At 61.2% G+C, this 22,931-nt stretch carries 23 protein-coding genes and 3 pseudogenes; 13 read left to right on the forward strand and 13 right to left on the reverse strand.

The annotated features are described in order from the left end of the window. Positions 1–19 precede the first annotated feature (19 nt). Together AC27VQ_RS03390 and AC27VQ_RS03395 are read right to left on the reverse strand one after the other, a co-directional pair. Positions 20–682 carry a cysteine hydrolase family protein gene (locus AC27VQ_RS03390; RefSeq protein WP_488715216.1) on the reverse strand — a complete coding sequence of 221 codons (663 nt, stop codon included), beginning with the start codon at positions 680–682 and terminating at the stop codon, positions 20–22. 43 nt (positions 683–725) lie between these two features. Beyond that, a complete protein-coding gene (locus tag AC27VQ_RS03395; RefSeq protein ID WP_421593199.1) occupies positions 726–1,607 on the reverse strand; it encodes a MurR/RpiR family transcriptional regulator in 882 nt (293 codons plus the stop codon). Positions 1,608–1,773: 166 nt separating this feature from the next. Here AC27VQ_RS03395 and AC27VQ_RS03400 point away from each other — a divergent pair, with 166 nt between their 5' ends. From AC27VQ_RS03400 to AC27VQ_RS03415, 4 genes are all read left to right on the forward strand, one after another. Then, complete coding sequence (locus AC27VQ_RS03400) at positions 1,774–3,648, forward strand: branched-chain amino acid ABC transporter ATP-binding protein/permease (protein ID WP_313529534.1); 1,875 nt, start codon at positions 1,774–1,776, stop codon at positions 3,646–3,648. Between the two features lie 19 nt (positions 3,649–3,667). After that, positions 3,668–4,822, forward strand: coding sequence for an ABC transporter substrate-binding protein (locus AC27VQ_RS03405; RefSeq protein WP_488715217.1), 1,155 nt, complete (start codon positions 3,668–3,670; stop codon positions 4,820–4,822). 88 nt (positions 4,823–4,910) lie between these two features. Further along, positions 4,911–5,645, forward strand: a complete 735-nt coding sequence (locus tag AC27VQ_RS03410; protein WP_313529538.1) for an ABC transporter ATP-binding protein — start codon at positions 4,911–4,913, stop codon at positions 5,643–5,645. 22 nt (positions 5,646–5,667) lie between these two features. Then, the gene (locus AC27VQ_RS03415; protein WP_313529541.1) at positions 5,668–6,555 is read left to right on the forward strand and encodes a branched-chain amino acid ABC transporter permease; all 888 of its coding nucleotides are present in this window, start codon (positions 5,668–5,670) and stop codon (positions 6,553–6,555) included. Between the two features lie 73 nt (positions 6,556–6,628). Here AC27VQ_RS03415 and ocd read toward each other — a convergent pair whose 3' ends face one another. Then, positions 6,629–7,690 (reverse strand): ornithine cyclodeaminase, encoded by a 1,062-nt coding sequence (gene ocd / locus AC27VQ_RS03420; protein ID WP_488715218.1) that lies wholly within the window; start codon positions 7,688–7,690, stop codon positions 6,629–6,631. A 25-nt stretch (positions 7,691–7,715) separates the two neighbouring features. Then, positions 7,716–8,636, reverse strand: coding sequence for an arginase (gene rocF / locus AC27VQ_RS03425; protein ID WP_313529546.1), 921 nt, complete (start codon positions 8,634–8,636; stop codon positions 7,716–7,718). A gap of 120 nt (positions 8,637–8,756) precedes the next feature. Here rocF and AC27VQ_RS03430 point away from each other — a divergent pair, with 120 nt between their 5' ends. Continuing rightward, entirely contained in the window at positions 8,757–9,194 is a 438-nt protein-coding gene (locus AC27VQ_RS03430) for an Lrp/AsnC family transcriptional regulator (protein ID WP_313529548.1), read from the forward strand. A 97-nt stretch (positions 9,195–9,291) separates the two neighbouring features. Here AC27VQ_RS03430 and AC27VQ_RS03435 read toward each other — a convergent pair. The 3 genes and pseudogenes from AC27VQ_RS03435 to AC27VQ_RS03445 all read right to left on the reverse strand — a co-directional run bounded on the left by AC27VQ_RS03435 (position 9,292) and on the right by AC27VQ_RS03445 (position 11,277). Further along, positions 9,292–10,108 (reverse strand): annotated as a pseudogene (locus tag AC27VQ_RS03435) (inositol monophosphatase family protein). A gap of 20 nt (positions 10,109–10,128) precedes the next feature. Then, a pseudogene (locus AC27VQ_RS03440) lies at positions 10,129–10,906 on the reverse strand (ABC transporter ATP-binding protein); the annotation flags it as partial. 215 nt (positions 10,907–11,121) lie between these two features. After that, entirely contained in the window at positions 11,122–11,277 is a 156-nt protein-coding gene (locus AC27VQ_RS03445; RefSeq protein ID WP_488715219.1) for a hypothetical protein, read from the reverse strand. Between AC27VQ_RS03445 and AC27VQ_RS03450 the strand changes: the two are divergent. Further along, positions 11,203–11,780, forward strand: a pseudogene (locus AC27VQ_RS03450) (SDR family NAD(P)-dependent oxidoreductase); the annotation flags it as partial. The gene AC27VQ_RS03445 and the pseudogene AC27VQ_RS03450 sit on opposite strands and share 75 nt — an antisense overlap. 29 nt (positions 11,781–11,809) lie before the next feature. Here the strand turns inward: AC27VQ_RS03450 and AC27VQ_RS03455 are convergent. Both AC27VQ_RS03455 and AC27VQ_RS03460 read right to left on the reverse strand, forming a co-directional pair. After that, the gene (locus tag AC27VQ_RS03455) at positions 11,810–12,718 is read right to left on the reverse strand and encodes a LysR substrate-binding domain-containing protein (RefSeq protein WP_488715220.1); all 909 of its coding nucleotides are present in this window, start codon (positions 12,716–12,718) and stop codon (positions 11,810–11,812) included. A 31-nt stretch (positions 12,719–12,749) separates the two neighbouring features. Continuing rightward, positions 12,750–13,658: a LysR substrate-binding domain-containing protein gene (locus tag AC27VQ_RS03460; RefSeq protein WP_488715221.1), complete on the reverse strand. Its 909-nt coding sequence runs from the start codon at positions 13,656–13,658 to the stop codon at positions 12,750–12,752. A gap of 108 nt (positions 13,659–13,766) precedes the next feature. Between AC27VQ_RS03460 and AC27VQ_RS03465 the strand changes: the two genes are divergently transcribed. From AC27VQ_RS03465 to AC27VQ_RS03490, 6 genes are all read left to right on the forward strand, one after another. After that, the gene (locus AC27VQ_RS03465) at positions 13,767–14,441 is read left to right on the forward strand and encodes a cysteine hydrolase family protein (protein WP_488715222.1); all 675 of its coding nucleotides are present in this window, start codon (positions 13,767–13,769) and stop codon (positions 14,439–14,441) included. After that, positions 14,438–14,740, forward strand: a complete 303-nt coding sequence (locus tag AC27VQ_RS03470) for a GYD domain-containing protein (protein WP_313529560.1) — start codon at positions 14,438–14,440, stop codon at positions 14,738–14,740. The genes AC27VQ_RS03465 and AC27VQ_RS03470 overlap by 4 nt, the downstream gene beginning before the upstream one ends. A 111-nt stretch (positions 14,741–14,851) precedes the next feature. Continuing rightward, positions 14,852–15,691: a transporter substrate-binding domain-containing protein gene (locus tag AC27VQ_RS03475; RefSeq protein WP_421593209.1), complete on the forward strand. Its 840-nt coding sequence runs from the start codon at positions 14,852–14,854 to the stop codon at positions 15,689–15,691. 16 nt (positions 15,692–15,707) lie between these two features. Then, a complete protein-coding gene (locus AC27VQ_RS03480) occupies positions 15,708–16,385 on the forward strand; it encodes an amino acid ABC transporter permease (RefSeq protein WP_488715223.1) in 678 nt (225 codons plus the stop codon). A gap of 24 nt (positions 16,386–16,409) precedes the next feature. Continuing rightward, on the forward strand, positions 16,410–17,150 hold the full coding sequence (locus tag AC27VQ_RS03485; RefSeq protein WP_488715224.1) for an amino acid ABC transporter ATP-binding protein: 741 nt from the start codon (positions 16,410–16,412) through the stop codon (positions 17,148–17,150). Positions 17,151–17,161: 11 nt separating this feature from the next. Beyond that, the gene (locus AC27VQ_RS03490) at positions 17,162–17,884 is read left to right on the forward strand and encodes an MBL fold metallo-hydrolase (RefSeq protein ID WP_488715225.1); all 723 of its coding nucleotides are present in this window, start codon (positions 17,162–17,164) and stop codon (positions 17,882–17,884) included. Positions 17,885–18,051: 167 nt separating this feature from the next. Here the strand turns inward: AC27VQ_RS03490 and AC27VQ_RS03495 are convergent, their stop codons facing one another. Next, positions 18,052–19,239 (reverse strand): MFS transporter, encoded by a 1,188-nt coding sequence (locus AC27VQ_RS03495; protein WP_313529596.1) that lies wholly within the window; start codon positions 19,237–19,239, stop codon positions 18,052–18,054. Positions 19,240–19,324: 85 nt separating this feature from the next. On the opposite strand from AC27VQ_RS03495, the gene AC27VQ_RS03500 reads away from it, so the two are divergent. Next, on the forward strand, positions 19,325–19,651 hold the full coding sequence (locus AC27VQ_RS03500; RefSeq protein WP_313529572.1) for an ArsR/SmtB family transcription factor: 327 nt from the start codon (positions 19,325–19,327) through the stop codon (positions 19,649–19,651). A gap of 340 nt (positions 19,652–19,991) precedes the next feature. On the opposite strand, the gene AC27VQ_RS03505 is transcribed toward AC27VQ_RS03500, so the two are convergent. From AC27VQ_RS03505 to AC27VQ_RS03515, 3 genes are all read right to left on the reverse strand, one after another. After that, positions 19,992–21,227 (reverse strand): thioredoxin domain-containing protein, encoded by a 1,236-nt coding sequence (locus AC27VQ_RS03505; protein WP_488715226.1) that lies wholly within the window; start codon positions 21,225–21,227, stop codon positions 19,992–19,994. 177 nt (positions 21,228–21,404) lie between these two features. Then, positions 21,405–21,734 (reverse strand): MarR family winged helix-turn-helix transcriptional regulator, encoded by a 330-nt coding sequence (locus tag AC27VQ_RS03510; RefSeq protein WP_488715227.1) that lies wholly within the window; start codon positions 21,732–21,734, stop codon positions 21,405–21,407. Between the two features lie 251 nt (positions 21,735–21,985). Continuing rightward, complete coding sequence (locus AC27VQ_RS03515; RefSeq protein WP_488715228.1) at positions 21,986–22,921, reverse strand: carbohydrate kinase family protein; 936 nt, start codon at positions 22,919–22,921, stop codon at positions 21,986–21,988. Positions 22,922–22,931 lie beyond the last annotated feature (10 nt).

Consider the following 22,931-nt stretch of genomic DNA (forward strand, 5'->3'; position numbering starts at 1 on the left):
TGATCCCCTTGTGAAACGATCAGGCGCGGTCGAGCGCGGCAAGGCGGCCGATGACGGTCTGCGTGTCGGTGATCCAGCAATAGCCGGAATAGGCGCGCAACGCCGCCTCGTGGCGTTCCTGGCTGTAGGTGGCGCAGGCATCGTCCACGACCGTTACCAGATAACCGCGATCGGCGGCGTCGCGCACGGCCATATCGACACATTGATCTGTGATGACGCCGGCAATGATCAGGTAGCGCGTGTTGAGGTTGCGCAGGACGTAGTCGATGTTCGTCGAATTGAAAACGCCCGACGAGGTCTTCGGCAGAACGATCTCGTTTTCGACAGGCGCCAAAGCAGGGATCACCTGGCCTTCAGGCGAACCCTTGGGAACATGCATGTCGGACAGTTTATGATCGAGCGAGCGGTCGCGGCCATCAAGCGTCAGGCTTTCGATGATGGTGTGCAGCACGTTGCAGCCGGCCTTGCGGCCCGCTTCGAGAATGCGCACCTGGTTCGGAATGACCTTTTCGCGGAGCCGGCGGTGATAATAGCTGTCGGCATCCTGCGGATGGGTCGGGTCGAGGTTCGGCTCGCACCAGATACGTTGCATATCGACATAGAGCAGGGCGGTCATGCCGCTTTCGTAGGCACTGTCGCGGCGCACCAGGTCCTTGCCGTATTGGACTTCAATCGCAGTCATATCTTCCCTCCAATGATGTGTCCGTTTGCCCTTCAGGCAAAGTCTATCTGCTGCTCTCGACCGGGTTCGGGTAGGCGTCCTCGGTGATGCCGTAGCTGCGGCGCAGCTCTTCCATACGTTCCATGCGTCCGCGCGACTGGCTGGCAATGCGGGCGGTGAGGCCGGCGATCAGCGCTTCGGTCTGGGCGATGGCGGGTACCATAGTGTCGTAGGGCGAGACCGTATCGACCGACGTCATCAACGTAACGGAAGCGCATTCGGCGATCGGGGAGACCCAACGGTCGGTAAAGAGCACGATGCGCGCGCCTTGTTTTGCAGCCCGCTTTGCGAAGCGGATCGTGTCGATCTGGTAGCGTCTGTAGTCATAGACGAAGAGCACGTCGCGCTTGCCGAGATCGACCAGCTGGTCGACTTGATCGGCCTGAGACCCGTTGATCCATCGTGTTTCGCCCCGCAACTGCTTCATGTGCGACCAGAGAAGACCGGCGAGAAAACCGCTGAAACGTCCGCCGAGACAATGCACCCGCATGTTCAGGTCGGCAGCTGCGTCAATGGCAGCCTCGAAGTCGTCGGATGGCAGCATCTGCATCGACGATTCCAGCGCATGAATGCTGGCGCGCATAAAATACTGGTAGAAATTCTCCTGCTCCAGCGAGGGCTTGCGCGTGTCGAGCATGGAGAGCGGCGAGCTCATCCGCTCCTGCACCTCACCAAGAAGAGCGGCCTGGAATTCCGGATAGCCCTCGTAGCCGAGCTTGTTGGCAAAACGCACGACGGTCGGGTTGCTGACGCCGGCGGCGCTGGCGAGATGCGCAACCGTATTGAGGCCGGCTGCCGGATAGTTCGACAGCAGCTGCCGCACGATCTTGAGCTCAGCGCGGGTGAAGGCGATTTCCCCGTCCGTCAGGCGGTCTCGAATGGCCATTCCTTGCCTCCCCCTCTGATCGGCGTTCGCAGCACGATTTTAATTTTGTTACATTCTTGCTAGCAGACAATAAAAAATGAAACAAGATTGACATATATGTTTTCTCGATTAACGTTTGTTGCGGGAACAGGCTCGACGAACGAAGCCGCAAATCGGGAGAATGCTGATGGTGCGCATAAGGCGCGGGACCGTCGTCGGGATCGTCGCGACGGTGCTTCCCCTGGTGATCGCAGCCCTGGTGGCGAAAGGCCTCTTTCCGGGCGCTGGGGAGCGGCTGGTGACGCTGTTCCTGATCAATGTGGTCGCCGTCATCGGCATCGGCGTCTATAGCGGCAATTCAGGCATCATCTCCTTCGGTAATGTCGGCTTCATGGCCGTCGGCGCCTATGCGTCCGGCCTCCTGACCATCAATCCGATCGTGCAGAAGACGGCGTTGCCGCATCTGCCGGACTGGCTGATGGGTTGGGGCATGCCGTTCCTGCCGGCACTTCTCGTCGCCCTCGTCGTCGTCGCGCTGGTGGCGGTCGCCATCGGCATTCCGGTCGCCCGGCTCGGCGGCTCCTCCGCCTCGATCTGCACGCTCGGCTTCCTCGTCATCGTGCATGTCGTGATGGTCGCCTCCAGCGACTTTACCCGCGGCAGTCAGACCTTCTTCGGCATTCCGCGCGCAGTGAACGTCTGGGTCGCGCTTCCCTTCGCCATTCTCGCGGTCGCCATCGCCCGTATCTATCGCGACAGTGCCGCCGGCATGAAACTGCGTGCCTCGCGGGAGGATGAGATCGCCTCGACTGCCGTCGGCGTGAATGTGCGGCTGCACCGCTTCCTCGCCTGGGTTCTCGGCGCGATTCTGTCGGGTGCCGCGGGTGTGCTGTTTGCTCATTTCATCGGCGCCTTCTCGCCGAAGGACTTCTATTTCAACTTCACCTTCATGCTGCTCGCCATGCTGATCCTCGGCGGCATCACCACCGTTTCCGGCGCGGTCGTCGGTTCTGCTGTCATCATGCTGATCGTGGAAATGCTGCGCAAACTCGAGGGCGGCGTCGATCTCGGCTTCCTGTCGCTGCCCACGGTGTTCGGCCTCACCGATATCGGCATCGGCCTTGCCATCCTGCTCGTCATGTACCGCCTTCAGGATGGCCTGCTCGGGGTGCGTGAAATCGACGAGCAGGTACCGTTCCTCAAGCGCCTTGCCGCCGGGGGTGTAAAGCCGGTGGTCGAGCAGCCGGTGCAAGCGATGCCCAGGGAAGCAGGCACTTTGCGTATCGAAAATGTCGGCAAGCGCTTCTCCGGGCTGGTCGCACTGGAAAAGGCCGATTTCGAAATCCGTCCTGGTCTCGTCACCGGCCTGATCGGCCCGAACGGCGCCGGCAAGTCCACGCTCATCAACAGTGTCTCCGGCGTCGTGCCGCCGTCGACCGGCCGGGTGATGATCGACGGGACCGACGTCGCCTCGCTCCCGGTCCATCGTGTGCCGGTCACTGGCCTGGCCCGCACCTTCCAGAACATCCGCCTGTTCAAGAACCTCACGGTCCTCGAGAACGTGACGGTCGCCGCAAGCGCCGTAGCGGGCGAACGCGATCCGGTTGATCTGGCACGGGAAGCGTTGGCCGAAGTCGGCCTTGTCGATGTTGCGGGCCAGCTCGCCGGCACACTGTCCTACGGCGCGCAACGGCGGCTGGAAATCGCCCGTGCGCTGGCGCTGAAGCCCCGCTACCTCCTGCTCGACGAGCCCGCCGCCGGCATGAACCCGGCCGAGACGCAGGAATTGATGACCGTGCTCGATCGCATCCGCACGAAGCACCGCCTGGGTCTCCTCGTCGTCGAACACGACCTGAAGCTCATCATGCGGCTCTGCGACGTTGTCGTGGTGCTCAACAAGGGCCAGCAGATCGCCATCGGAACGCCGGCGGAAATCCAGGCCAATCCCGCCGTCATCGAAGCCTATATCGGCCGCCGCCGTTCGGCCGCGCAGCAGACCGCAGCAAAAATCGACACCGTCGTGCCGGACCTTGATCCGCATACCGCCGGCAAGCCCGCATAACCACCAGAGGAGAATAAGAATGAAAACGACATTGAAGGCATTGTTTTTGTCCACCGCGCTTGGCGCCCTCGCTTTCCCGGCGCTTGCCGAAGATCTCGTCGTCGGGATCGCGACTGCGCAGACCGGCGCCCTCGCTTACGTCGACCAGCCTTCGCTGAAAGGTCTTCAAATGGCGGTCGACGAAATCAACGCGGCGGGCGGTATCGCAGGCAAATTCCCGATCAAGATGATTGCCAAGGATACCCGCTCGGATGCGGCCCAGACGGCGCTTGTCGCGCAGGAACTGGTCGATGAAGGTATCAAGATCCTCATCACGCCGTGCGATGCCGACCCGTCGATCGCCGCCGGCCAGATTACCCAGGCCGCGCAGATCCCGGCCTTCTCCTTCTGCGCCACGACGCCGACCATGCCACTGGCTGTCGGTGACTACATGTTCGGCAACTACCCGGCAGACAATGTCCAGGCCGCGGTGCTGGCGAACTATGCCAAGGAGAAGGGCTTCAAGACCGCTTATGTCGTGAAGTCGCCGGACACCGCCTACACGCTGAAGCTCCCGGAATATTTCGCCACCAGCTTCAAGGGCAAGGGTGGCGAGGTGATCGGTGAGGGTACCTACAGCATGGGCCAACAGGACTTCAGCGCCGAAGTCACCAAGATCAAGGCGCTGAACCCGGCGCCCGACGTCATCATGACCGCCGCCTACGAGCCCGACTTCCCGGCCTTCATCCGCCAGCTGCGCGGCGCGGGTGTCGCCACGCCGATCCTCGGCAGCGACGGTATCGATTCCCCGACGACCTTCGGTCTCGGCCCGCTGGTCGACGGGGTGGTCTTCACCACGGCCGGTTTCGCGACGGAGGGCAGCCCGCTCGCCGCCTTCAACGAGAAGTACAAGGCAAAGTTCGGTCAGGAGCCGGACACCGTCTACATCGCCAACGGCTACGACCTCGGCAAGGTGATCGAGGCCGCCGTCACCAAGGCCGATAGCGTCGATTCGATCGCTATCCGCGAGGCCATCGCATCGCTCGACGGGGTCGAGGGCGTGACCGGCAAGATCAGCTATGTCGGCACGCAGGGCATGCCGATGCGCTCCGTCTCGCTGGTGCGCATCGAGGGCGGCAACCGCTCGCTGGTCAGCCAGGGCGTCCCGGCGGCCGAAGACGTTCCGGCGCCGTGATTTTTCAAGCGATGCCCTCCGGCTCCGGCCGGAGGGCGGTTTTCCTGCTGTTGGCCGGGGCGGATGAGCCGCGGCGAGGATCTGCCCGATGACGCGTGACATTTCCGACGAGACCCCCTTGCTCGAGGTCAGCGGCCTCAAGGTCGCCTATGGACCGGTCGAGGCGCTGAAGGGCGTCGATCTCAAGGTCCGCAAGGGAGAGATCGTCACGCTGCTTGGCGCCAATGGTGCAGGCAAGAGCTCGACGCTCAATGCGCTCGTCGGCCTCGCCGCCAAGAAAGCCGGCCGCGTGACCTTCGCCGGCAAGGACATTTCCGCCTTGCCGCCCGAGATGATCGTGCGCATGGGGATGACGCTGACGCCGGAAGGGCGCCGCATCTTCCCGACCCTCACAGTCGACGAACACCTTCTCCTCGGCGGGGCCATGCACAAGGGCAGGGGGCAGATCGATGTGGTGCGCGAGGATATGCTGTCGCGCTTTCCGATCCTCAAGGAGCGCCTGCATCAGAAGGCCGGATCGCTCTCCGGCGGCGAGCAGCAGATGCTGGCAATCGCCCGTTCCATGATGTCCTCGCCCGATCTCCTGCTGCTCGACGAACCCTCGCTCGGTCTTGCCCCGCAGATCGTCGACCAGATTTTCGAGCTGATCGCCGGCCTGCGTCAGCGCGGACTGACGATCCTGCTCGTTGAGCAGAACGTCTCGCTGTCACTGGAGATCGCCGACGCCGGCTATGTCATGGCGAACGGCCGCATCGTGCTCTCGGGTCCGGCGGCCGATCTGCGCAATTCCACAGAAATCCAGGGCGCCTATCTCGGCGCGTGACCGGCAAGAAGGAAAACCATCCATGGACATGTTCCTGCAGCAGCTGGTCAATGCGCTCAGCCTCGGCGGTACCTATGCGCTGCTTGCGCTCGGCCTCGCCGTGGTCTTCTCGATCATGAGCCTCATCAATTTCGCGCATGGCGAGTTGATGACGGCTGCCGGATACGGCCTGTGTTTTGCGCTCCTCTTTGGCCTGCCGTTCGGCCTTGCCGTCGTCTTCGCCCTGATCGTCGCGATCGTGCTGGTGCTCCTGATGGAACGCATCGCCTTCCGCCCGGTGCGCGGAGCAAGCGGTACGACGCTGCTGCTGACGAGTTTCGCCGTCAGCGCCATCCTGCGCGTGCTGTTTCAGAACTTCATTTCCGCCCGCCCGAAGCCGGTACCGATGCCGATGAGCCTGTCCGGTACGATCGAGATCGGTGGCCTGCATATCGGCGTCATCCAGGCGATTTCCATTCTCGTCACGGTTATCATGCTGGTCGGCCTCAACCTCTTCCTGCGCACCACGGTGCTGGGCCGTGCCATGCGGGCGGCATCGGAGGATTTCGCCATCGTCCGCCTGATGGGCATCCGCGCCAATGCCGTCGTCGCCACAGCCTTTGCGATTTCCGGCCTCATGGCGGGCGTCGCCGGCATTCTCTGGGTGGCCCAGCGCGGCAGCGTCGATCCGCTGATGGGGTTCCTGCCGGTGCTCAAAGCCTTCATCGCGGCGATCATCGGCGGCCTCGGCAGCCTTTCGGGCGCCGTTGCCGGCGGCTTCCTGCTCGGCTTCATCGAAGTCTTCCTGCAAGCCTATTTGCCGGAGAGCCTGCTCAGTTATCGCGACGCCTTCACCATTCTCCTTGTCATCGCCGTCCTGCTCTTCGCGCCGCAGGGGCTGCTGGCCCGCAAGACGGTCGTGAAACTCTGAAGACCTGCATCTAAACGCAGTTCCGCCCGGTCTGCCTGTCGGCAAACCGGGCGGTCGCATGTCGTCGGCGATGTCAGGCGGCGTTGAGCTTCTTCTCGCAGCGCAGCAGCATGCCGTAGAGGTCGCGCGGCTCGTCGGGATCGGCAAGGAGGTCGAGTTCGATGAACATGCCATGCTCGGCAATCTTGTCGCGTACGTAGCGGAGCGCGGAAAAATCCTCGATGGCGAAGCCGACGCTGTCGAAGAGCGTGATCTGGTCGGCGCTCTTGCGGCCTTCCGTCTGACCGGTCATGACCTGCCAGAGCTCGATGACGGGGTGCTCGGCCGGCAGCTGCTGGATCTCACCCTCGATGCGCGTCTGCGGCGGATATTCGACGAAGATGTCCGAGCGCAGCAGGATATCCTTGCTCAGTTCGGTCTTGCCGGGGCAGTCGCCTCCAACCGCGTTGATGTGCGCGCCGGGGCCGACATGATTGTCCGACAGGATCGTCGCATACTGCTTGTCGGCGGTCACGGTGGTGATGATATCTGCCCCCTCGACGGCCTCCTCCACGGAAGTGCATTCCGTGATGGTGAAGCCAAGACCTGCGAGGTTCTGCGCGCATTTGCGGGTTGCGGACGCGTCGACGTCATAGAGGCGCAGCTTGTCCACGCCGAGCAGAGACTTGAAGGCGCGGGCCTGGAATTCGCTCTGTGCGCCATTGCCGATGATGGCCATGGTGCGGGCGTTCGGCCGTGCCAGGTATTTTGCAGCGACAGCCGAGGTTGCCGCCGTGCGCAGCGCCGTCAGGATCGTCATTTCCGTCAGCAGCATCGGATAACCGTTGCCGACATCCGACAGCACGCCGAAAGCCGTCACGGTCTGCCGGCCGTCGCGCGTGTTCTTCGGGTGGCCGTTGACATATTTGAAGCCGTAGAGCGTCCCGTCGCTCGTCGGCATCAGTTCGATGACGCCTTCCTCGGAGTGCGACGCGACGCGCGGGGTCTTGTCGAAGACCGGCCAGCGGCGGAAGTCCTCTTCGATGGTCGCGGCCAGCTCCGTCAGGAACCGGTCGATGCCGACCTTCAGCACCAGCTTCATCATATGGTCGACGCTGACGAACGGCACGACGTTCAATTTCGGTTCAGTGTTCATTTTCCCTCCAGCCAAGAACAGCTATTCAGCCCGCGAGCGTCGGGCGATCCATCACCCGCTTGCCCATCAGGCTGGCAACGAGATCGACGAGCAGCTTGGCGGTCTTGCCGCGCTCGTCGAGGAACGGATTGAGCTCGACGATATCGAGGCTCGTCACGAGGTTGCTGTCATGGAGCAACTCCATGATCAGATGCGCCTCGCGGAACGTCGCGCCGCCCGGCACCGTCGTGCCGACGGCCGGTGCGATTTCCGGCTCGAGAAAATCGACGTCGAAGCTGACGTGCAGCAGGCCGTTTGCGGCCCGGACCCGTTCGATGAAGGTGCGCACCAGCACGCCCACGCCATGTTCGTCGATCACGCGCATGTCATGCACGGTAATGCCGGTCTTGCGGATAGCCGCCTGCTCGGCGGCATCGACCGAGCGAATGCCGATCATACAGACATTTTCCGTCGGCACGGCATGCGCCAGAGCGGGGAAGTAGCCGTCGAAACCGGTTTGGCCGGTATAATAGGAAACCGGCGTGCCATGCAGATTGCCGCTGACGGTCGTTTCCAGGCTGTGGAAATCGGTATGGGCGTCGAGCCAGAGCACGAAGAGCGGCCGGCCAAGCTCTGCGGCGCGGCGCGCGAGGCCCGGAACCGTGCCGGCGGAAATCGCGTGGTCGCCGCCAAGGAAGATCGGCATGCCGGTCCCGCTATGCTCGTAGGCCGCGGCCGAAAGTGCCTCGACCCAGGCGACCGTTTCGCCAAGGTGATGCACGGCCTTATTGGGATGGGGCATGTCGTCGAAGGGGCGGGGGGTGAGGTTGCCGGTGTCCTTGACCGTGTGGCCGAGTTCCTCAAGCGCCGCGCGCAGGCCTGCAATGCGAAGGGCGCTCGGCCCCATCTCGCAGCCAAGCTGTCCCGCGCCGATTTGCAGGGGGGCGCCGATAAACGTGCAATCCATATGCTACTCCCGTGTTGCCGGGGCAAATCTTAGATGTGTTGAATGGCAGCTTGAATATTGCATTTTGGCATATCGGAATGCCAAACATCGCAAGATGGAAACTAATGGAACCAAATTGACATGGATGATCTCGACCGACAGATCGTAACGCTTCTGCGCGGCAATGGACGTCGCAGCGTATCGGATCTTGCGATTGAAATCGGTACGTCACGCGCAACGGTCCGCGCGCGCATTGAAAGAATGGAGCAGGATGGAACCATCCTCGGCTACACCGTGATGCTGCGCGCCGATGCTCTCGAAGATGTCGTGCGTGGGGTGATGATGATCGAGATCGAGGGTCACGTGACCGATCGCGTAATCCGCACATTGGGCGGCTTTCCGGAGATTTCGCAAATCCATACCACCAACGGCCGCTGGGATCTGCTGGTGGAACTCAGCGCCTCAAGTCTGACCGAGTTCGATGCCGTCCTGCGAAAGATCCGCCTGGTTCCTGGGATCACCGGAAGCGAGACAAGCATCCTCCTCTCAACGCCACGTTCGACGAAGGCAAAGCTCTGAGCCCACGATAGCGAGGCTTCAAGCGGGCTTGCGCCATGGGTGTATAGATCAGCCCGAACGGGGGGCACGTTGACGTTGCAGGTCACCGATGCTGCCGTCACACCAAGCCCGCGAGCTTTTCCATATCCGTAGAGCGCCCGGTCCGGCCGCGACGACCGGCGCACCCTTGGTGAGGTTCTTACTCTGCGTCGGGAAGGGGTGGTGCAATCCACTGGCCTCCTTCACGAGGCAATAGCCCGCCAGGTAATCCCGAGCATGCATGTAGGGTTCGTAAGTAACCGACGAGCCGACCCGCCGCCACATAGCCGAGCATCAGCGCGCCGGAACCATTGCGAATAAAATTGCCGCCCTCCGCCAAGAGCCGCCCGACGATGCCGGCAACGAAATCCGGTGTGGCATAGGAATTGGTGCCGATGCCCGTCAGCGCGTTTCGGATCGTGCGCGACGGATCGACCATCAGCGTCTTGCCGTTCAATTTCGCGCCCTTACCGGCGGCGGCGTAGATTTCGTTGTGGCAGGGCGCGCCGATGACACCGGCGATGGGTTCGCCAACATGCCGCACGGCGATCGAGACGCACCAGTTCGGCGTGCCGTTGACGAAGGGTGCCGCACCATCGATGGGATCGACGACCCAGGGATAGTATAGCCGGATGTGCCGGCCGTATGGCCGAACTCCTCGCCGAGAAAGCCATCCTCCGAGAAAAGCGCTGCGACACGCTTACCGATCAGCTTTCCACATTGCGGTCGGCAATCGAGACGACATCCTGGATATCGCGCTTTGTTTCGATGATCAGCTCGTACCGTCGGTTGAAATAGTCGAACGCCATCGCACCGGCCTTGTGCACAATGGCGCGTGCCAATGCAAAGCGGGTGTCGAGGGCACTTTCGGGTGAGGTAGAATGTGCAAGGATCATGGGTTGCGTCTCGATGATTTCCTAGCCCGACCCGCCGGACCCCTATGCTCCAGAGCGCCGATGCGGATCGTCGCCTGCTGCCCGCCTATGCTCAACCTAGCAGGCGATGACATTTGCCTCGCCTATGAAATCGGCGATGAAGGCGGAAGCCGGGGCCTCGTAGAGGTCGCGTGGCGCACCGGACTGGGCGACCTGCCATCCTTCATGACGATGATACGGTCGGAGACGACGAGCGCCTCGTCCTGATCATGCGTGACATAGACGGCGGTGAAGCCGAGGCGGTGCTGCAATTCGCGAATGTCCGTGCGTACCTTTCGAAGCAGGCGGGCGTCGAGTTTCGACAGGGGCTCGTCGAGCAGCAGCACCTGCGGCTCCAGAACCAGCGCGCGGGCGACGGCGACGCGCTGCTGCTGGCCACCGGACAGTTCAGCCGGCAGGTGATGACCCATGCCGGCGAGACCGACAAGCGCCAGCCCTTCATTCGCCTTCTCGATCACCTCTTTTCTGGAGAGCCCCGAGGATTCGAGGCCATAGGCGACTTTGTCGCGCGCATTCATATGAGGGAACAGTGCGTAGGATTGGAAGACCATCGAGACATCGCGCTCATTGGCCGGAAGCATGGTGACGTCGTTGCCGCCGATGAGGATTTTTCCAGCACTCGGATTTTCGAGGCCGGCGAGCATTCCGAGGGTCGCGTCTTTCCGCAGCCGACGGACCGAGCAAGTTGACGAGCGTACCCGGTTCGATGGTAAGCGAAAGACCGGGAATGGCGGTAAAGGCACCGAACGACTTACGCATGTTCTCACCACCGATCGTCAGCTTTCCCCAGCCGCCCGGCAGGCGGTAGGCGGTGAAGAGCTTTGCGGTGTGCCGCGGCAAGCCGACATTGAGGTCGAAACCGTCGGGAATATGCGGGCTTACGCAGGCGTAGCTCGCCGGCACCTGCCAATCCGGCAGGATCTCGCCCGACAGGTCGGATTCGATGCCCCGGATGCGCGCGCCATCGGCGGCGACTAGGCGTTGTCGCCATTGGATGCCAATTTGTCGCCGTCGAGGAAGGGGTAGTTATCCTGCTTGCTCTGAAGCAGAGAAACGCCGGCAATATCGCGACCGCCGAAGACTGCCGGTCGATTATCGAGAATTTCATCGCCACGGAGGGGCATATCCACGTGCTCTGCAACAATCCCGGCATTAACCGCCGCGGCAATCTCCTGTCGCTGACGCCGATGCCGGAGGACTGGCGGCTAAGTTTCGCAGTCAATCTCGATGCGATGTTCCATCTCTGCCAGGCGGCGTTGCCGCATATGGATTGCGGCTGGCGGCGGTCCCATCGTCAATACGGCCTCACAATGGGGTCTCCGCCCGGCGCTGAACCATATCGCCTACAACGTCACAAAGGCGGCCGTGGCGAGCTTCACGCAGAACTTCGCTCGCGACTATGCGCCGGACAAGATCCGTGTAAAGGCCATCTGCCCCGGCGAAATCCACACGCCCATGCTGGAGGCCGGGGTGAAGCACTTCGGTCGCAGCATTGCCGATCTCGACAACTTGTTCGCTTCGGCCGTATCGGCAAGCCCGAGGAGGTCGCCGCTCTTGTCGCCTTTCTCGCATCCGACGAAGCCGCATGTACGGATCACTGGTGGAGGTCACGGGTGCACAGGCGGTCGCGTAATGGAGCTATCGGGGCCTATCACGCTGTGTTTAAGGATCGGCCTGCGAACCTGGGGGTGACGCCGCTTCTTCGATGAGCCAGTTGATGAAGGAGCTGACCTCGGTGGTTTCTCGTTTCGCATCGGGGCAGATGCAATAGTAGTTGTGAAGGGCCGGCACACTCAGGTGCAGCGGCTGCACCAGCCGGCCTTCGTCGAGATCGCGCGCGGACACGACCTCGTCGCTCAGCGCCACGCCAAAGCCATCTCTGGCGGCCTGGAGCACAATGCCGAAGTCGTCGAAATGTACGTCGGACTCACCCGCGTAGGGAATGCCTGCTTCAGCCTGCCAACGCCGCCACTGCGAGCCGTCATCCTCATGCAGAAGCCTGTGATAGGCGAGGTCTGAAGGCTGACGGATGGCGTTCGGCCCGCGCAGGAGCTGTGGGCTGCAAACCGGCGTCATGTGGATGCCATGCAGCAGGCGCCACCAGAAGCCCGGCCATGGCGGCATGCCGTAGACGATCGCGACATCCGTCTTGCGCCAGTCGACGCCGTGAAAATGGCTGGAGGTAAGGACCTTCAACTGAAAATTCGGGCTTTCCGCCATGAAGGTGAAAAGCCGGGTCGCGAGCCAGGCGACGCCGTGCACCTGCGGGATGGAGATGGTGAGCGCCTGCTTTGCCGCGCCATGTTTATGCGCCGAGAGTTGGCGCACACCGGTCTGGATCGCGTCCATCGCACTTGCCACCGAGCGCTGGAGCTGGCTTCCGCTCGGGGTCAGCGCCAGTTGCCGGCCGCGCTTTTGAAAGAGGTCGACGCCAAGCGATACCTGGAGTGCGCGGATCTGCTGACTGACGGCGCCTGGCGTCACATGCAGCTCCGCTGCCGCCGCACCGACATTGCCGAGTCGCGCGACGCTTTCGAAGACGCGAAATGCATGAAGGGGTGGCAGCGCCATCGGTTTCTTTCCTCAGTTGATGTTTACCGGATCAGGCATTCTGGTCCCGCCCCGGCCGCAACTGCTCGACGATACGATCGGCCAAGGCGCGCAGGACGGGGTCGTTCGCGCGATCGACCGGACAGACGATGTAATATTCCCGCGCCGCATTGATCGTGGTGGAAAACGGCTGGATGAGCCGCCCCTCACTCAGATAGTTTCGCGTCAGCACATCCGAGACCAGCGCCACGCCGCGGCCCTGAACGGCGGAGGCGATCGCCTGGGCCACCGAAGTCACCCGGACACGCGTATTGCCCTCAAGGGCAATACGCGCCGCGACGGACCATTTTGCCCATTCGCCACCATCGTCCTCATGCAGCAGTGCGACGGAACTCAGCTTCCTGTCGCGATTGCGCAGGTCGAGCCGCGGAAACAAGGTCGGCGAACACACGGCACAGAGCCGGACCTCACTGAGCGAGCGCCAGTATTTTCCGGTAAACGGCGGGTTGTCATAGACGATCGCCATGTCGTTGTCCGCCCAATCCACGTCCGTGGCGGTGATCGCCTCATTGATGGTGAGGTTAGAAATGCCATGCGACTGGGCGAAATCGACGATGGTCGCCGTCAGCCAGGCGATCCCGAGAGCGGTCGGTACGGAAACCGACAGTGATGCGGGCTGGTCGCCGGAGGTTAGTTTCCGCGATGCCCGCGTCGCCGTATCGAGCTGACCAAGGGATATGGCGACGGTCTGCGAGAAATCCCTGCCCGCCTGGGTGAGGGCGACATTCCGGCCTGACTTCCGAAACAGGGCGATGCCCGTCGCGTCGCTCAGCTTTTTGAGTTGCAACGAAATCGCGCTCGGACTGAGGTTCAACTCTTCCGCCGCCTGCCGCACGCCGCCGAGGCGCGCAGTCGCTTCGAAAGCGGGCAGATATTGCAGGTAGGGCGGGAGGCGGCTCATCCGGATATCCAACTGATCGTTTAGTATTATAGAACGATATCGGTGATTTTAAATTGATTTTTTCAAACTGTTGAGGGTGCTATCTCATCGACAAAGAGGAGCTTGTTCATGATTTCGGCAAAACCATTCCACTACCCCTATGATGGCAATCTCGATGCCCGCAAAACGGCGCTTATCGTTATCGACCTGCAGGAGGACTTCCTTTCCACGACAGGTTATTTCGCTAAGCAGGGTTATGATCCCGCACCGCTTCGCGCGATCCTTCCCGCGGTAAACCAGCTCATCGCGGCCTGCCGCGAGGCGGGCATCCTGATCATTCACACGCGGCAGGGCTACCGCGAAGACCTCGCGGATATGACCCCTTACGAAAAATGGCGCCGGCAACGCTCGGGCCTTGAAGGAACGACCGCGCTGCTGCGCTCCAGCCCCGGTTTCCAGATCGTTCCAGAACTCGATGTGCGCCCGCAGGACATCATCGTCGACAAGACCTGCAACAGCGCCTTCACCTACACCGATTTCGAGCATGTTTTACGCGCGCAGGGCATCACGCATCTGTTGTTTTCCGGCTGCACCACCGACGTCTGCGTTCATACGACGCTGCGGGAAGCCTGCGACCGCAATTTCCAGTGCCTGACGATCTCGGACGCCTGCGCCAGCGGCGATCAATATGCCCATGAGGCTGCCTTGCACATGGTCACCGTCGAAAACGGCATTTTCGGCGCGCTTACGGATACTGCGGCGGTGATTGCAGGTCTGAAAAAGCTGGGAAGTTCAAAGGCATGAGCGAGACGCAGAAATACGTTTCACTGATGCGCCTGACGCAAAAGGGGCTTGCCGAACTGACCGATAGCGCGAAGCGCCGGAAGGTCAGCGAGGATCGCGTCGCAGCGCTCGGCGGGCGGTCGATCGCCTTCTACGCCCTGCTCGGAACCTATGATTTCATGCAGGTTTTCGAAATGCCGAGTAATGAAGCGATGATGCAATACGTGCTAACGGCGCGCCGCGATGGCCATGTCGAGCCGCTCATCCTTCCGGCCTTTGATACTGAGACATACGGCCAGATCCTGAACGCGGTCGGATAGCCAGATTGTTTAGTTTTCCTGCGTCTTTGCGGCGAAAACATTTAGCTTGTCTGCGAAAGACCTTCGTATACGACTTCACAAATTCAAGAAGCCAAACAAGGGAACACGACCATGATGAAAATAACACTGGGAACGAAAACCTCTCTTCTGGCAGGCACCGTGCTTGCCGTCATGCTCGGTGAAGGCACGGCTTTTTCCTCCGACCAGAAGCCAGATTTCGTATCGGGCGGCGTCTTGAAAGTCTGCACCAGCGGCGAATTCCCGCCGATGGAATACTATGAAAATCCGGGTGACAAGGATCTCGTGGGCTTCGAGATCGACGTCATGGACGCGATCGCCAAGCGTTGGGGTGCGAAGGCAGAATATGTCGTCGGCGACTTCAAGGGGCTGCTTCCGTCGCTCGATTCCAAGCGCTGCGATCTTGTTGCGAGCGGCATCATGATCACGCCGGCCCGCCTCGAAAAGTATGACGGCATCCCGTATTTCGGCTCCCACGTCGTGCTGGTCACTGCGGCGAGTGACACGGAGACGAAAGTCCCAGGCGATGTCAGCGGCAAGGTCATGGCGATCGAAGCCGGCACCACCTATGAGAAGACGGTCGCCGATCTCAATGCCGAGCTGGAAGCTGCCGGCAAGGCACCGATCCAGGCGCAGACCTACCCGTCCGCGTCCGGCGTCATCGAGCAGATCCTGGTCGGCCGCGCGACCGCGACGATCACGCAGGACACGACCGCAGCCTATCGCATGCTTCAGGTGCCGGGCCGGCTGGCCATCCCCTATACCTACGAAGAAAGCGAAAACTACGGCATTTACCTGCGCAAAAGCGATGGCGACCGGCAGATGCTGAAGGACGCGATCGAGGCGTTGCAGGCAAGCGGCGAGATGAAGGCATTCCTCCAAAAGTGGAATCTGCCGGAGACCTCGACCGACGTTTCCCACGACGTAAACTGACGATAGGCGGTTTCCGTTGTTCCAGCTCGATCTCTTCCTGCAGGCGATCTTCAGTGCCCCCCTTTTCAAGGGGGCACTTCTGACGATCGGCCTCTCCCTCTGCGTCATGGCCGTGTCCCTCGTGCTCGGCATGGGGCTTGGCTCCATGGCTGGCTCACCGCGCCGCTCCGCCCGATGGCTGGCGACGCTCTATGTCTGGCTGTTTCGCGGCTCACCCGCACTCCTGGTGCTGTTGTTCGTGTGGAATGGCTTGCCGCAGATCTCCGAAATCTTCCGGGCCGGCTGGTTCACGCCGTTCTTCGCGGCCTTTCTGGCGCTTTCGCTGATCCAGATCGCCTATCTGGCGGAAATCCTGCGCAGTGCCTTTGCCGCCGTGGGACATGGGCAGCGGGAGGGCGCGGCAGCGCTCGGCATGCACCGCTGGCAGATCTTTCTGGTCATCACCATGCCGCAAGCGCTCAGGATCGCGGTTCCCGCGCTGATGAACGAATTCATCTCGCTGTTGAAGACAACATCGCTTGCCACCGTGATCTCCCTCAAGGAGCTGATGACCGTCTCGCAATTTGCGATCGCCACCAGCTTCCGGTTCCTCGAATGGTATGGTGCGGCGCTCGTCTACTATCTCGTCATCGTCTCGGTGCTGACGCTCGCCCAGAACCGCATCGAACATGTGCTTTCGCGCGGCTATCGCTGATCGCCGCAAACCCACGGGTTGGATATGAACACGCAAACCGCAATTCAGGTTGCTGGCGTCAGCAAATGGTACGGCGCCTTCCAGGTCCTCAAGGGCATCGATCTGACCGTGAACAAGGGCGAGCGCATCGTCATCTGCGGTCCGTCGGGCTCGGGCAAATCGACACTGATCCGCTGCATGAACCGTCTGGAGGTGCACCAGGAAGGTTCAATTATCGTCAACGGTGTCGAGCTCACCAGCCAGCTCAAGCGCATCGATCGCGTGCGAAGCGACGTGGGCATGGTGTTTCAGCACTTCAACCTTTTTCCGCATCTGACGGTTCTGGAAAACTGCACGGTCGCCCAGCGCTGGGTGCGCAAGCTGCCGAAGAAACAGGCGGTCGAGATCGCCATGAGATATCTCGAACGCGTGCATATTCCGGAAAAGGCCGACAAGTATCCGGGTCAGCTTTCCGGCGGCCAGCAGCAGCGCGTCGCCATCGCACGTGCGCTTTGCATGAACCCCAGCATCATGCTGTTCGACGAGCCGACCTCGGCGCTTGATCCCGAAATGGTCAAGGAGGTGCTGGACACGATGATCTCGCTCGCCGCCGATGGCATGACGATGGTCTGCGTCACCCACGAGATGAATTTCGCACGCGAGGTCGCAAGTGAAGTGGTCTTCATGGATGGCGGCCAGATCATCGAGCGCAACAAGCCCGGTATCCTGTTTTCTGCCCCGACGCACGAGCGCACGAAGCGCTTCCTCGGCAAGCTGCTGCATTGAGAGAGACCATCTTGACCAACACGAATTGGTTTTCAAAGGACGTGATCTCGGACCGGCTCACCCGGATCTGCGAGCCGCATGTCCATAAATTTTTCCAGGCCAACATGTTCCACGTTGTTGGCAAGGATGCCGACCTCGTCATCGATTTCGGCATGGGTCTCGACGATCTCAGGAGCGCGTTGAACATACGCTCAGGCAAGCCCGTGTTTGCGGTGGCGACCCATGTTCACGTCGATCATGTCGGCTCGTTCCACGAATTCGAGACCCGGCTGGGCCACGCGGCCGAGGCTGAAGCCTTTAAGCTGATGCCGGATGCGGACACACTCGCCGACTATTTTCGCACGCAGTCGGGTGCCCTGACTGCGCCGACGCCCTCTGGCGTGACCCCGGAAACCTACAAAATCGCACCAGCACCGCTCACGACGATCCTCGCGGAAAATGATGTCATCGACATCGGCGACGCCTGTTACACGGTCCTGCATCTTCCCGGACATTCTCCCGGTTCCATCGGACTGCTCGATCAGAGGACGGGGGAGTTCTTCAGTGGGGACGCCATATATCAGGGAGGGCTTGTGGATGATTTGCCGGGATGCAACATCGAGGCCTACAAAGTCACCATGACGCGCTTGTCGACGCTTGAAGTCGATGTGGTTCACGGCGGTCATGGGGAGAAATTCGGGAACGCCCGACTGCACGAGATCGCCAAATCCTATTTGATTTCAAGGAACCGTTAAAAGGGCAGGCTACGGGTGCGATGCATCGGCCGTGATCTTTGGCGTGCCGACGCGCACGAAATCCATCTTGATATGAGGTTTCGCGATCATCGATGGTGGCCCATGCATGCTCGTTCGGCTGGCTGGTATTAAAGGACGAGATTTTCGGTCACGGCCGGCTTGGCCGCTCAATCCCCCGTCCCGAATTTCCGCAGCAAGCCCGCCAATGTCGAAAACACAACGATCACGGCGCCATAGCCAAGTGTTGTTGCCGTCAGGCCGAAGGCGCCGACGCATATGCCGGCCAATAGCGTGGGCAGACCGAAGGCGAGATAGCTCAATGTAAACAGTGCGGCAAAGAGTTCTCCGCGCTCGTCCGGGCGAACCACTGGAACGATCGAACGCAGCACGCCATAAAAGCAGGTTCCAAAACCTGTTCCTGCGATCGTAAGTGCAGCAAGATAGGCGGGCAGCGATGACCAGGCGATTGCGGCAAGCGTCAGCGCGGTGCCGATGGCAAGTGCGGATGTTCCGTAAAGCGTGACCTGTCGCGAGGACCGGCTCCGCGCAATATAGCAGGCGACGGCGCCGGCTGCACAGAGCAGGACGATCACGCCGGCCTGGGTTACATGATCCTCCGCGCCGAAGACATGCCGGACGATCGGTGCCCCGAGCGATAGGTACAGACCACCCGTCGCCCAGCCGGCGATAACTGCCGGTGCGCTGCGCCAAAAAGCTTTGGCAGCCGTTGCCGGCACGCCGATCCGTGGACGAAGCGAGGCCCACACACCATAATGTCGCGGTGCGGTTTCAGGGATGAGCCAGATCACGACGGCAAACAGCGCATAGGCGGCGACCAGCGTGCCGAATACATCCGCTTCCGCTCTATTCGTCACGTCCATCAAGATGCCCGCCAAGAGTGCACCAACGGCAAGCCCGCCCAGAGGAATAACGGAATTCCATACCGAGGCACTTCCCGGCTTGTTCTTTGGCTCGAGATCCACCACTGTCGCCGACAGTGCAGAGAGGAGCAATCCGGCCGCGATGCCTTGCAGTGCACGCGCGACGATCAATCCCGCTACGTCGCCGGCCTGCCAAAAGAGCAGCAGGCTCAGTGCCATCAGGGCAAACCCTCCCGAAATCACCGGTCGCCGACCAACGTGGTCCGACAGCGATCCCGTGACGAGCAGCGACATCAGCAGTGCTACCGTATAAACGGCAAAGATCCCGGTCAGCGTCGCGGCCGAAAAGCCGATCTCCTGCTGAAGCGCGGGATAGAAAGGCGAGGGCGCGCTGGCGCCGGCCATCATGACGGCCATGCCGGCAAGCGTGATGCGGAGGCCGGCAGAATTGCGGAGCGGTACGGCGAACGTCATATCGGTCACGATACACCTGATTGTTCGAATAATTTCGAACCGATCTCTACTATCATTTTTGTAACGGTTCAATTAAAATCGAACCATGGCATCTGAGATCATGGAACTCCCCCATCCTGCCCGGTCGGATATGCAACTGACCGAAGTGCTTTTTGCGCTGAGCGACCCAGAGCGCCTCGCGATCGTCCGCCAGCTCGCCGGCGGCCCGATGGAAATGGCGCAATGCCATCTCTCCGATCCCTCAATGCCGAAATCGACGAAGTCGCACCTGATGAAGGTGCTCCGCGAGGCGGGTGTCATCCGCAACGAGGCCTTGGGGCGCGGTCGCCGCCTCAGCCTCCGGCAAGACGATCTGGAGGCGCGTTTTCCTGGATTGCTCGGCTCGGTGCTGTCTGCCAGCACCGAGGTCTAAGGCGTTTTTCGTTCGCGGCACGCCATGCGTTTCGAGATCGAAAGTATTATGGCCCAAATGCTTAACGGCTCCCGGATTGGAGAATGTCAGCTTTTACCTCCCGGCGTTTTGCATCGGCCGTCGGCACAATTGCCGTCATCTGAAGTTTGGCGGCTGCCGATGTGCTCAGGAACCGGAGCGGGCAAGGGCATGGCCAGCCGCGCCCCAATCGCAAGATCGTCCTCGACGCCTAACGCGCGACGGAGCAGCATACCATCTCGGCCGATCAGCACGGAGGATGGTGTGTCGCGCATCGCGAACCGCCGCATAGTCACGGGAATACCCGATGTCTCGTCGGCCCTTATCGACTGCGATGGTTGTGGTAATGCGGTATTCGTACAGGAAGGCCTTGAGGTTTACCGGCGCCATGGCCGCATGAATGTTCGAAGACAGTGTGAAGGCCGATGATCTGCAGGTCTGTGTGGCCAAAAACATGCTCGATGCGCCTGATTTGCGGAATGGCCTCCGACACCCATCCGGGGCATGGCAACTGAAAGCTGTGAAGGAAGACCGGCCGGCCGCGCAATCCGGCAAGCGTCAATGGTTTCGGCGTGTTGAACGACTCGCTCACGGCCATTTCCGGCGCAAGCGGCCTGTCTCCCGCCATCGTGGTTGTTGCGTTTTCCGGATCATCGGGAGCAATCCTGTCAATGTCCTTTTCCTCTGTTAGCCTAGAGGGGAGAATATGCTGGTTCGTCGGTGGCAGTCGGCGAACCAGCGCGAATCGACACTTCGCCTTGTCGAACTTGCCCGGCAGGCTGAGATTGCCGGATGCGACCTTGAAGACATTGCTGACGCAAAGAAGCGGAGCATGCAGATTGCCGTTGACCTTCAGACCGACCGTCACGCCGTCGAAGGAGGCGCCCTTGATGCCGCCGATCAGCGAAAGCGGGATTTCGACATCGACCGTGTCATCTTTCAAGGTCGTCGAATAATCAGGACTGTCGATCAGAAGCGGAACGCCCGGCCAAGTCTTGGGGACCTTCGGCGTGGCGCCCTTGGGAGTGTCGACCACTTTCAGACCGCCAGGGCAGGCTTCGTCTTCTGCGAGCACAACCCAGTGCGGATGCCATTTGTGCCAGTTCCGGCCGCTGTTAGCCGCATCGTCGAAATCGGGATGGAGGATCACAGCGAGCGCGACGATGCCCTGTTTCTGGTAGAAGTCGACATTGCTGCTGTCGAGGCTGGTCGGCCAGACATAGGCATAGACGCTGGAGCCTTCGAATTCACACGTAGCATCGGGCTGTGCTTGCCTGCTTCGCCGGGAACGCGTGCTGAAGGTCGCGGTGCCGCCCTTTTTGATGATCTTCGTCTCGATGATGTCGAGTGAAGCCTGAGCGGCCTGGCTCGGTTCGGCCTTCACCGAATGGGCGCTCGCTGTCGTATTGCACAGCAAGGCGGTTCCGGCGGCGAAGCGCGCGCGGTCAATATGGATCTGAGCATGTGATTTCCTTTCTGGTCTTTGCCTAGAGGGTTGGATATCCCATCTGGAAAGCTTCCCAGGCGCCAGCCCGGAAAGCGGGATCGGCTTGTTCATGGTCGCGGCAATCGACGCGGAACTCCTGCCGGTAGAAAGACGCATCCACGAAATGACAATGATAGGGGCGCCCTTTGCCTCTATGGACGAAGGGGTCGAAATATCGACAGGTGACGCACATCCGCTGAACCGGGACGGCGTTCTTCTCCTGAAGATGGCGGATCATCTTGACGAGGGTCACCAGTAATTGCTGCTGCTCTGCTTATGCAAGCGACGCCACCGCCTGGCCGGTGAGATCGCTTGGTGCACCCGCTCCGAATGCGGCAAGGCCATTGTCGTAAAGATGAACACGGACCGAGCGTCCGTCGGTCCCGTCCGCTTTTCCACATGCCCCTTCTTTTCCAGGGCATTGATGGAATCCGTGGCGGATGGTTGCGACACGCCGAGATAGGCCTCGATATCTTTGACACCTAGCCCGTCCTTGCGGCCCTCAAGGAGAGCGAGGATTGAAAGTTGTGTCGGGTTCAAGCCGAGCTCGTTAGCATTGGCCCATTCATCGGCGCGCAAGATTACTGCGACCCGGGATATTCCTTCCAGGATACGATGGTCGATGGAGTTCGGCTGATTCGGCTTTCCCGTAAAGCGATATACGTAGGATTCCTATGTATATGTGAGATTTGATTCATCGACACTTGATGAGTATTGGCTTTGCGCAATCTGCAGAGAAACTAGGGCGGGCCATGCTGTTTCGCCATAGCTGGCGGCACCGTCAGAGAGAGATTGACGGTAAGGTGGCTCAAGGTATGACCGGACCGTTTTTATGATCTTTCCAAAAAGGCGAGGACTGCGTCTAGAGCCGGCATCGCTGGCCCGGCACCCTTGCCTGTTACCGCTATGGCGCCATAGGCATTCGCAAGACGGCAGCAATCCGGGCCGGAAAGCCCGGTGACGCGGCCGTGGATATGGCCGGCGGCGAAGGCATCGCCAGCACCGATTGTATCGACCACCTGGACCGCAAACCACGGGGCGCTGTCCATTCCACCAGCTTGATAGAGCAGGGAAGCGGTGCCGGACCCCTTGATGGCGACGCGCTTGACGCCGCCTTCCAGCAGCATGGCGACAAGTGTTTTCTGTGCCGTGTCCTGAGGCTGCGCGAGGAGGTGAGGGAGGTCGCTGCCGTCGAGTAAGATGGTGTCGATCTTTGGCATCAGGGATTTCACCTGTTCGGCTATACCTGACACCACGCCACCGGGAATGTCGAGGGTCACGGGGATGTCGGCATCGACGGCGAGGTCGATGGCGGTGAGGGCGGCTTCGGCCTGGCGCGGCTGGAGCAGGGCGTAGCCGGAAAGGTGGAACAGGGCCGCGCCCGCGAAGGCTGCCGGGTCGACATCGGCAGCTGACAGGCACGCATTGGCGCCGCGATAGGCGAACATCGTGCGTTCGCCGGCAGGGCTGACGGTGATGACGTTGATCTGGGTCGGTTCCCGATCGTCGCGGCCGATCCAGCGGGTGGAGATGCCGGTGGCGGCAAGCTCCGACAATGCCTCGCGGCCCCAGGAATCGATCCCGACCCGGCCGATCAGCCGGCAGTCGTGCCCCGCCTTGGCGAGCGCGATGGCCGTGTTCGTCGCAGAGCCCCCGATCATCGCCGTCTGGCCGGTGGCGATTGCCTCGCCACCCTCGCCGGGATAGGCGGGGATGGCGAGCACGAGATCGATGTTGATATCGCCGAGAAGGACAATGACGGCCATATGCTCCGCC

Source organism: Shinella sp. 20P9.1.1, assembly GCF_057798995.1.

Excerpts from the sequence above, each read along its gene's own strand:
- AC27VQ_RS03410 (WP_313529538.1), top strand. The coding sequence starts at position 4,911 with ATGACGCGTGACATTTCCGACGAGACCCCCTTGCTCGAGGTCAGCGGC.
- AC27VQ_RS03465 (WP_488715222.1), top strand. The coding sequence starts at position 13,767 with ATGATTTCGGCAAAACCATTCCACTACCCCTATGATGGCAATCTCGAT.
- AC27VQ_RS03485 (WP_488715224.1), top strand. The coding sequence starts at position 16,410 with ATGAACACGCAAACCGCAATTCAGGTTGCTGGCGTCAGCAAATGGTAC.
- AC27VQ_RS03455 (WP_488715220.1), bottom strand. The coding sequence starts at position 12,718 with ATGGCGCTGCCACCCCTTCATGCATTTCGCGTCTTCGAAAGCGTCGCG.
- AC27VQ_RS03505 (WP_488715226.1), bottom strand. The coding sequence starts at position 21,227 with ATGAACAAGCCGATCCCGCTTTCCGGGCTGGCGCCTGGGAAGCTTTCC.
- AC27VQ_RS03470 (WP_313529560.1), top strand. The coding sequence starts at position 14,438 with ATGAGCGAGACGCAGAAATACGTTTCACTGATGCGCCTGACGCAAAAG.
- rocF (WP_313529546.1), bottom strand. The coding sequence starts at position 8,636 with ATGGATTGCACGTTTATCGGCGCCCCCCTGCAAATCGGCGCGGGACAG.
- AC27VQ_RS03400 (WP_313529534.1), top strand. The coding sequence starts at position 1,774 with ATGGTGCGCATAAGGCGCGGGACCGTCGTCGGGATCGTCGCGACGGTG.
- AC27VQ_RS03395 (WP_421593199.1), bottom strand. The coding sequence starts at position 1,607 with ATGGCCATTCGAGACCGCCTGACGGACGGGGAAATCGCCTTCACCCGC.
- AC27VQ_RS03475 (WP_421593209.1), top strand. The coding sequence starts at position 14,852 with ATGATGAAAATAACACTGGGAACGAAAACCTCTCTTCTGGCAGGCACC.
- AC27VQ_RS03500 (WP_313529572.1), top strand. The coding sequence starts at position 19,325 with ATGGCATCTGAGATCATGGAACTCCCCCATCCTGCCCGGTCGGATATG.
- ocd (WP_488715218.1), bottom strand. The coding sequence starts at position 7,690 with ATGAACACTGAACCGAAATTGAACGTCGTGCCGTTCGTCAGCGTCGAC.
- AC27VQ_RS03415 (WP_313529541.1), top strand. The coding sequence starts at position 5,668 with ATGGACATGTTCCTGCAGCAGCTGGTCAATGCGCTCAGCCTCGGCGGT.
- AC27VQ_RS03515 (WP_488715228.1), bottom strand. The coding sequence starts at position 22,921 with ATGGCCGTCATTGTCCTTCTCGGCGATATCAACATCGATCTCGTGCTC.
- AC27VQ_RS03460 (WP_488715221.1), bottom strand. The coding sequence starts at position 13,658 with ATGAGCCGCCTCCCGCCCTACCTGCAATATCTGCCCGCTTTCGAAGCG.
- AC27VQ_RS03390 (WP_488715216.1), bottom strand. The coding sequence starts at position 682 with ATGACTGCGATTGAAGTCCAATACGGCAAGGACCTGGTGCGCCGCGAC.
- AC27VQ_RS03405 (WP_488715217.1), top strand. The coding sequence starts at position 3,668 with ATGAAAACGACATTGAAGGCATTGTTTTTGTCCACCGCGCTTGGCGCC.
- AC27VQ_RS03430 (WP_313529548.1), top strand. The coding sequence starts at position 8,757 with ATGGATGATCTCGACCGACAGATCGTAACGCTTCTGCGCGGCAATGGA.
- AC27VQ_RS03495 (WP_313529596.1), bottom strand. The coding sequence starts at position 19,239 with ATGACGTTCGCCGTACCGCTCCGCAATTCTGCCGGCCTCCGCATCACG.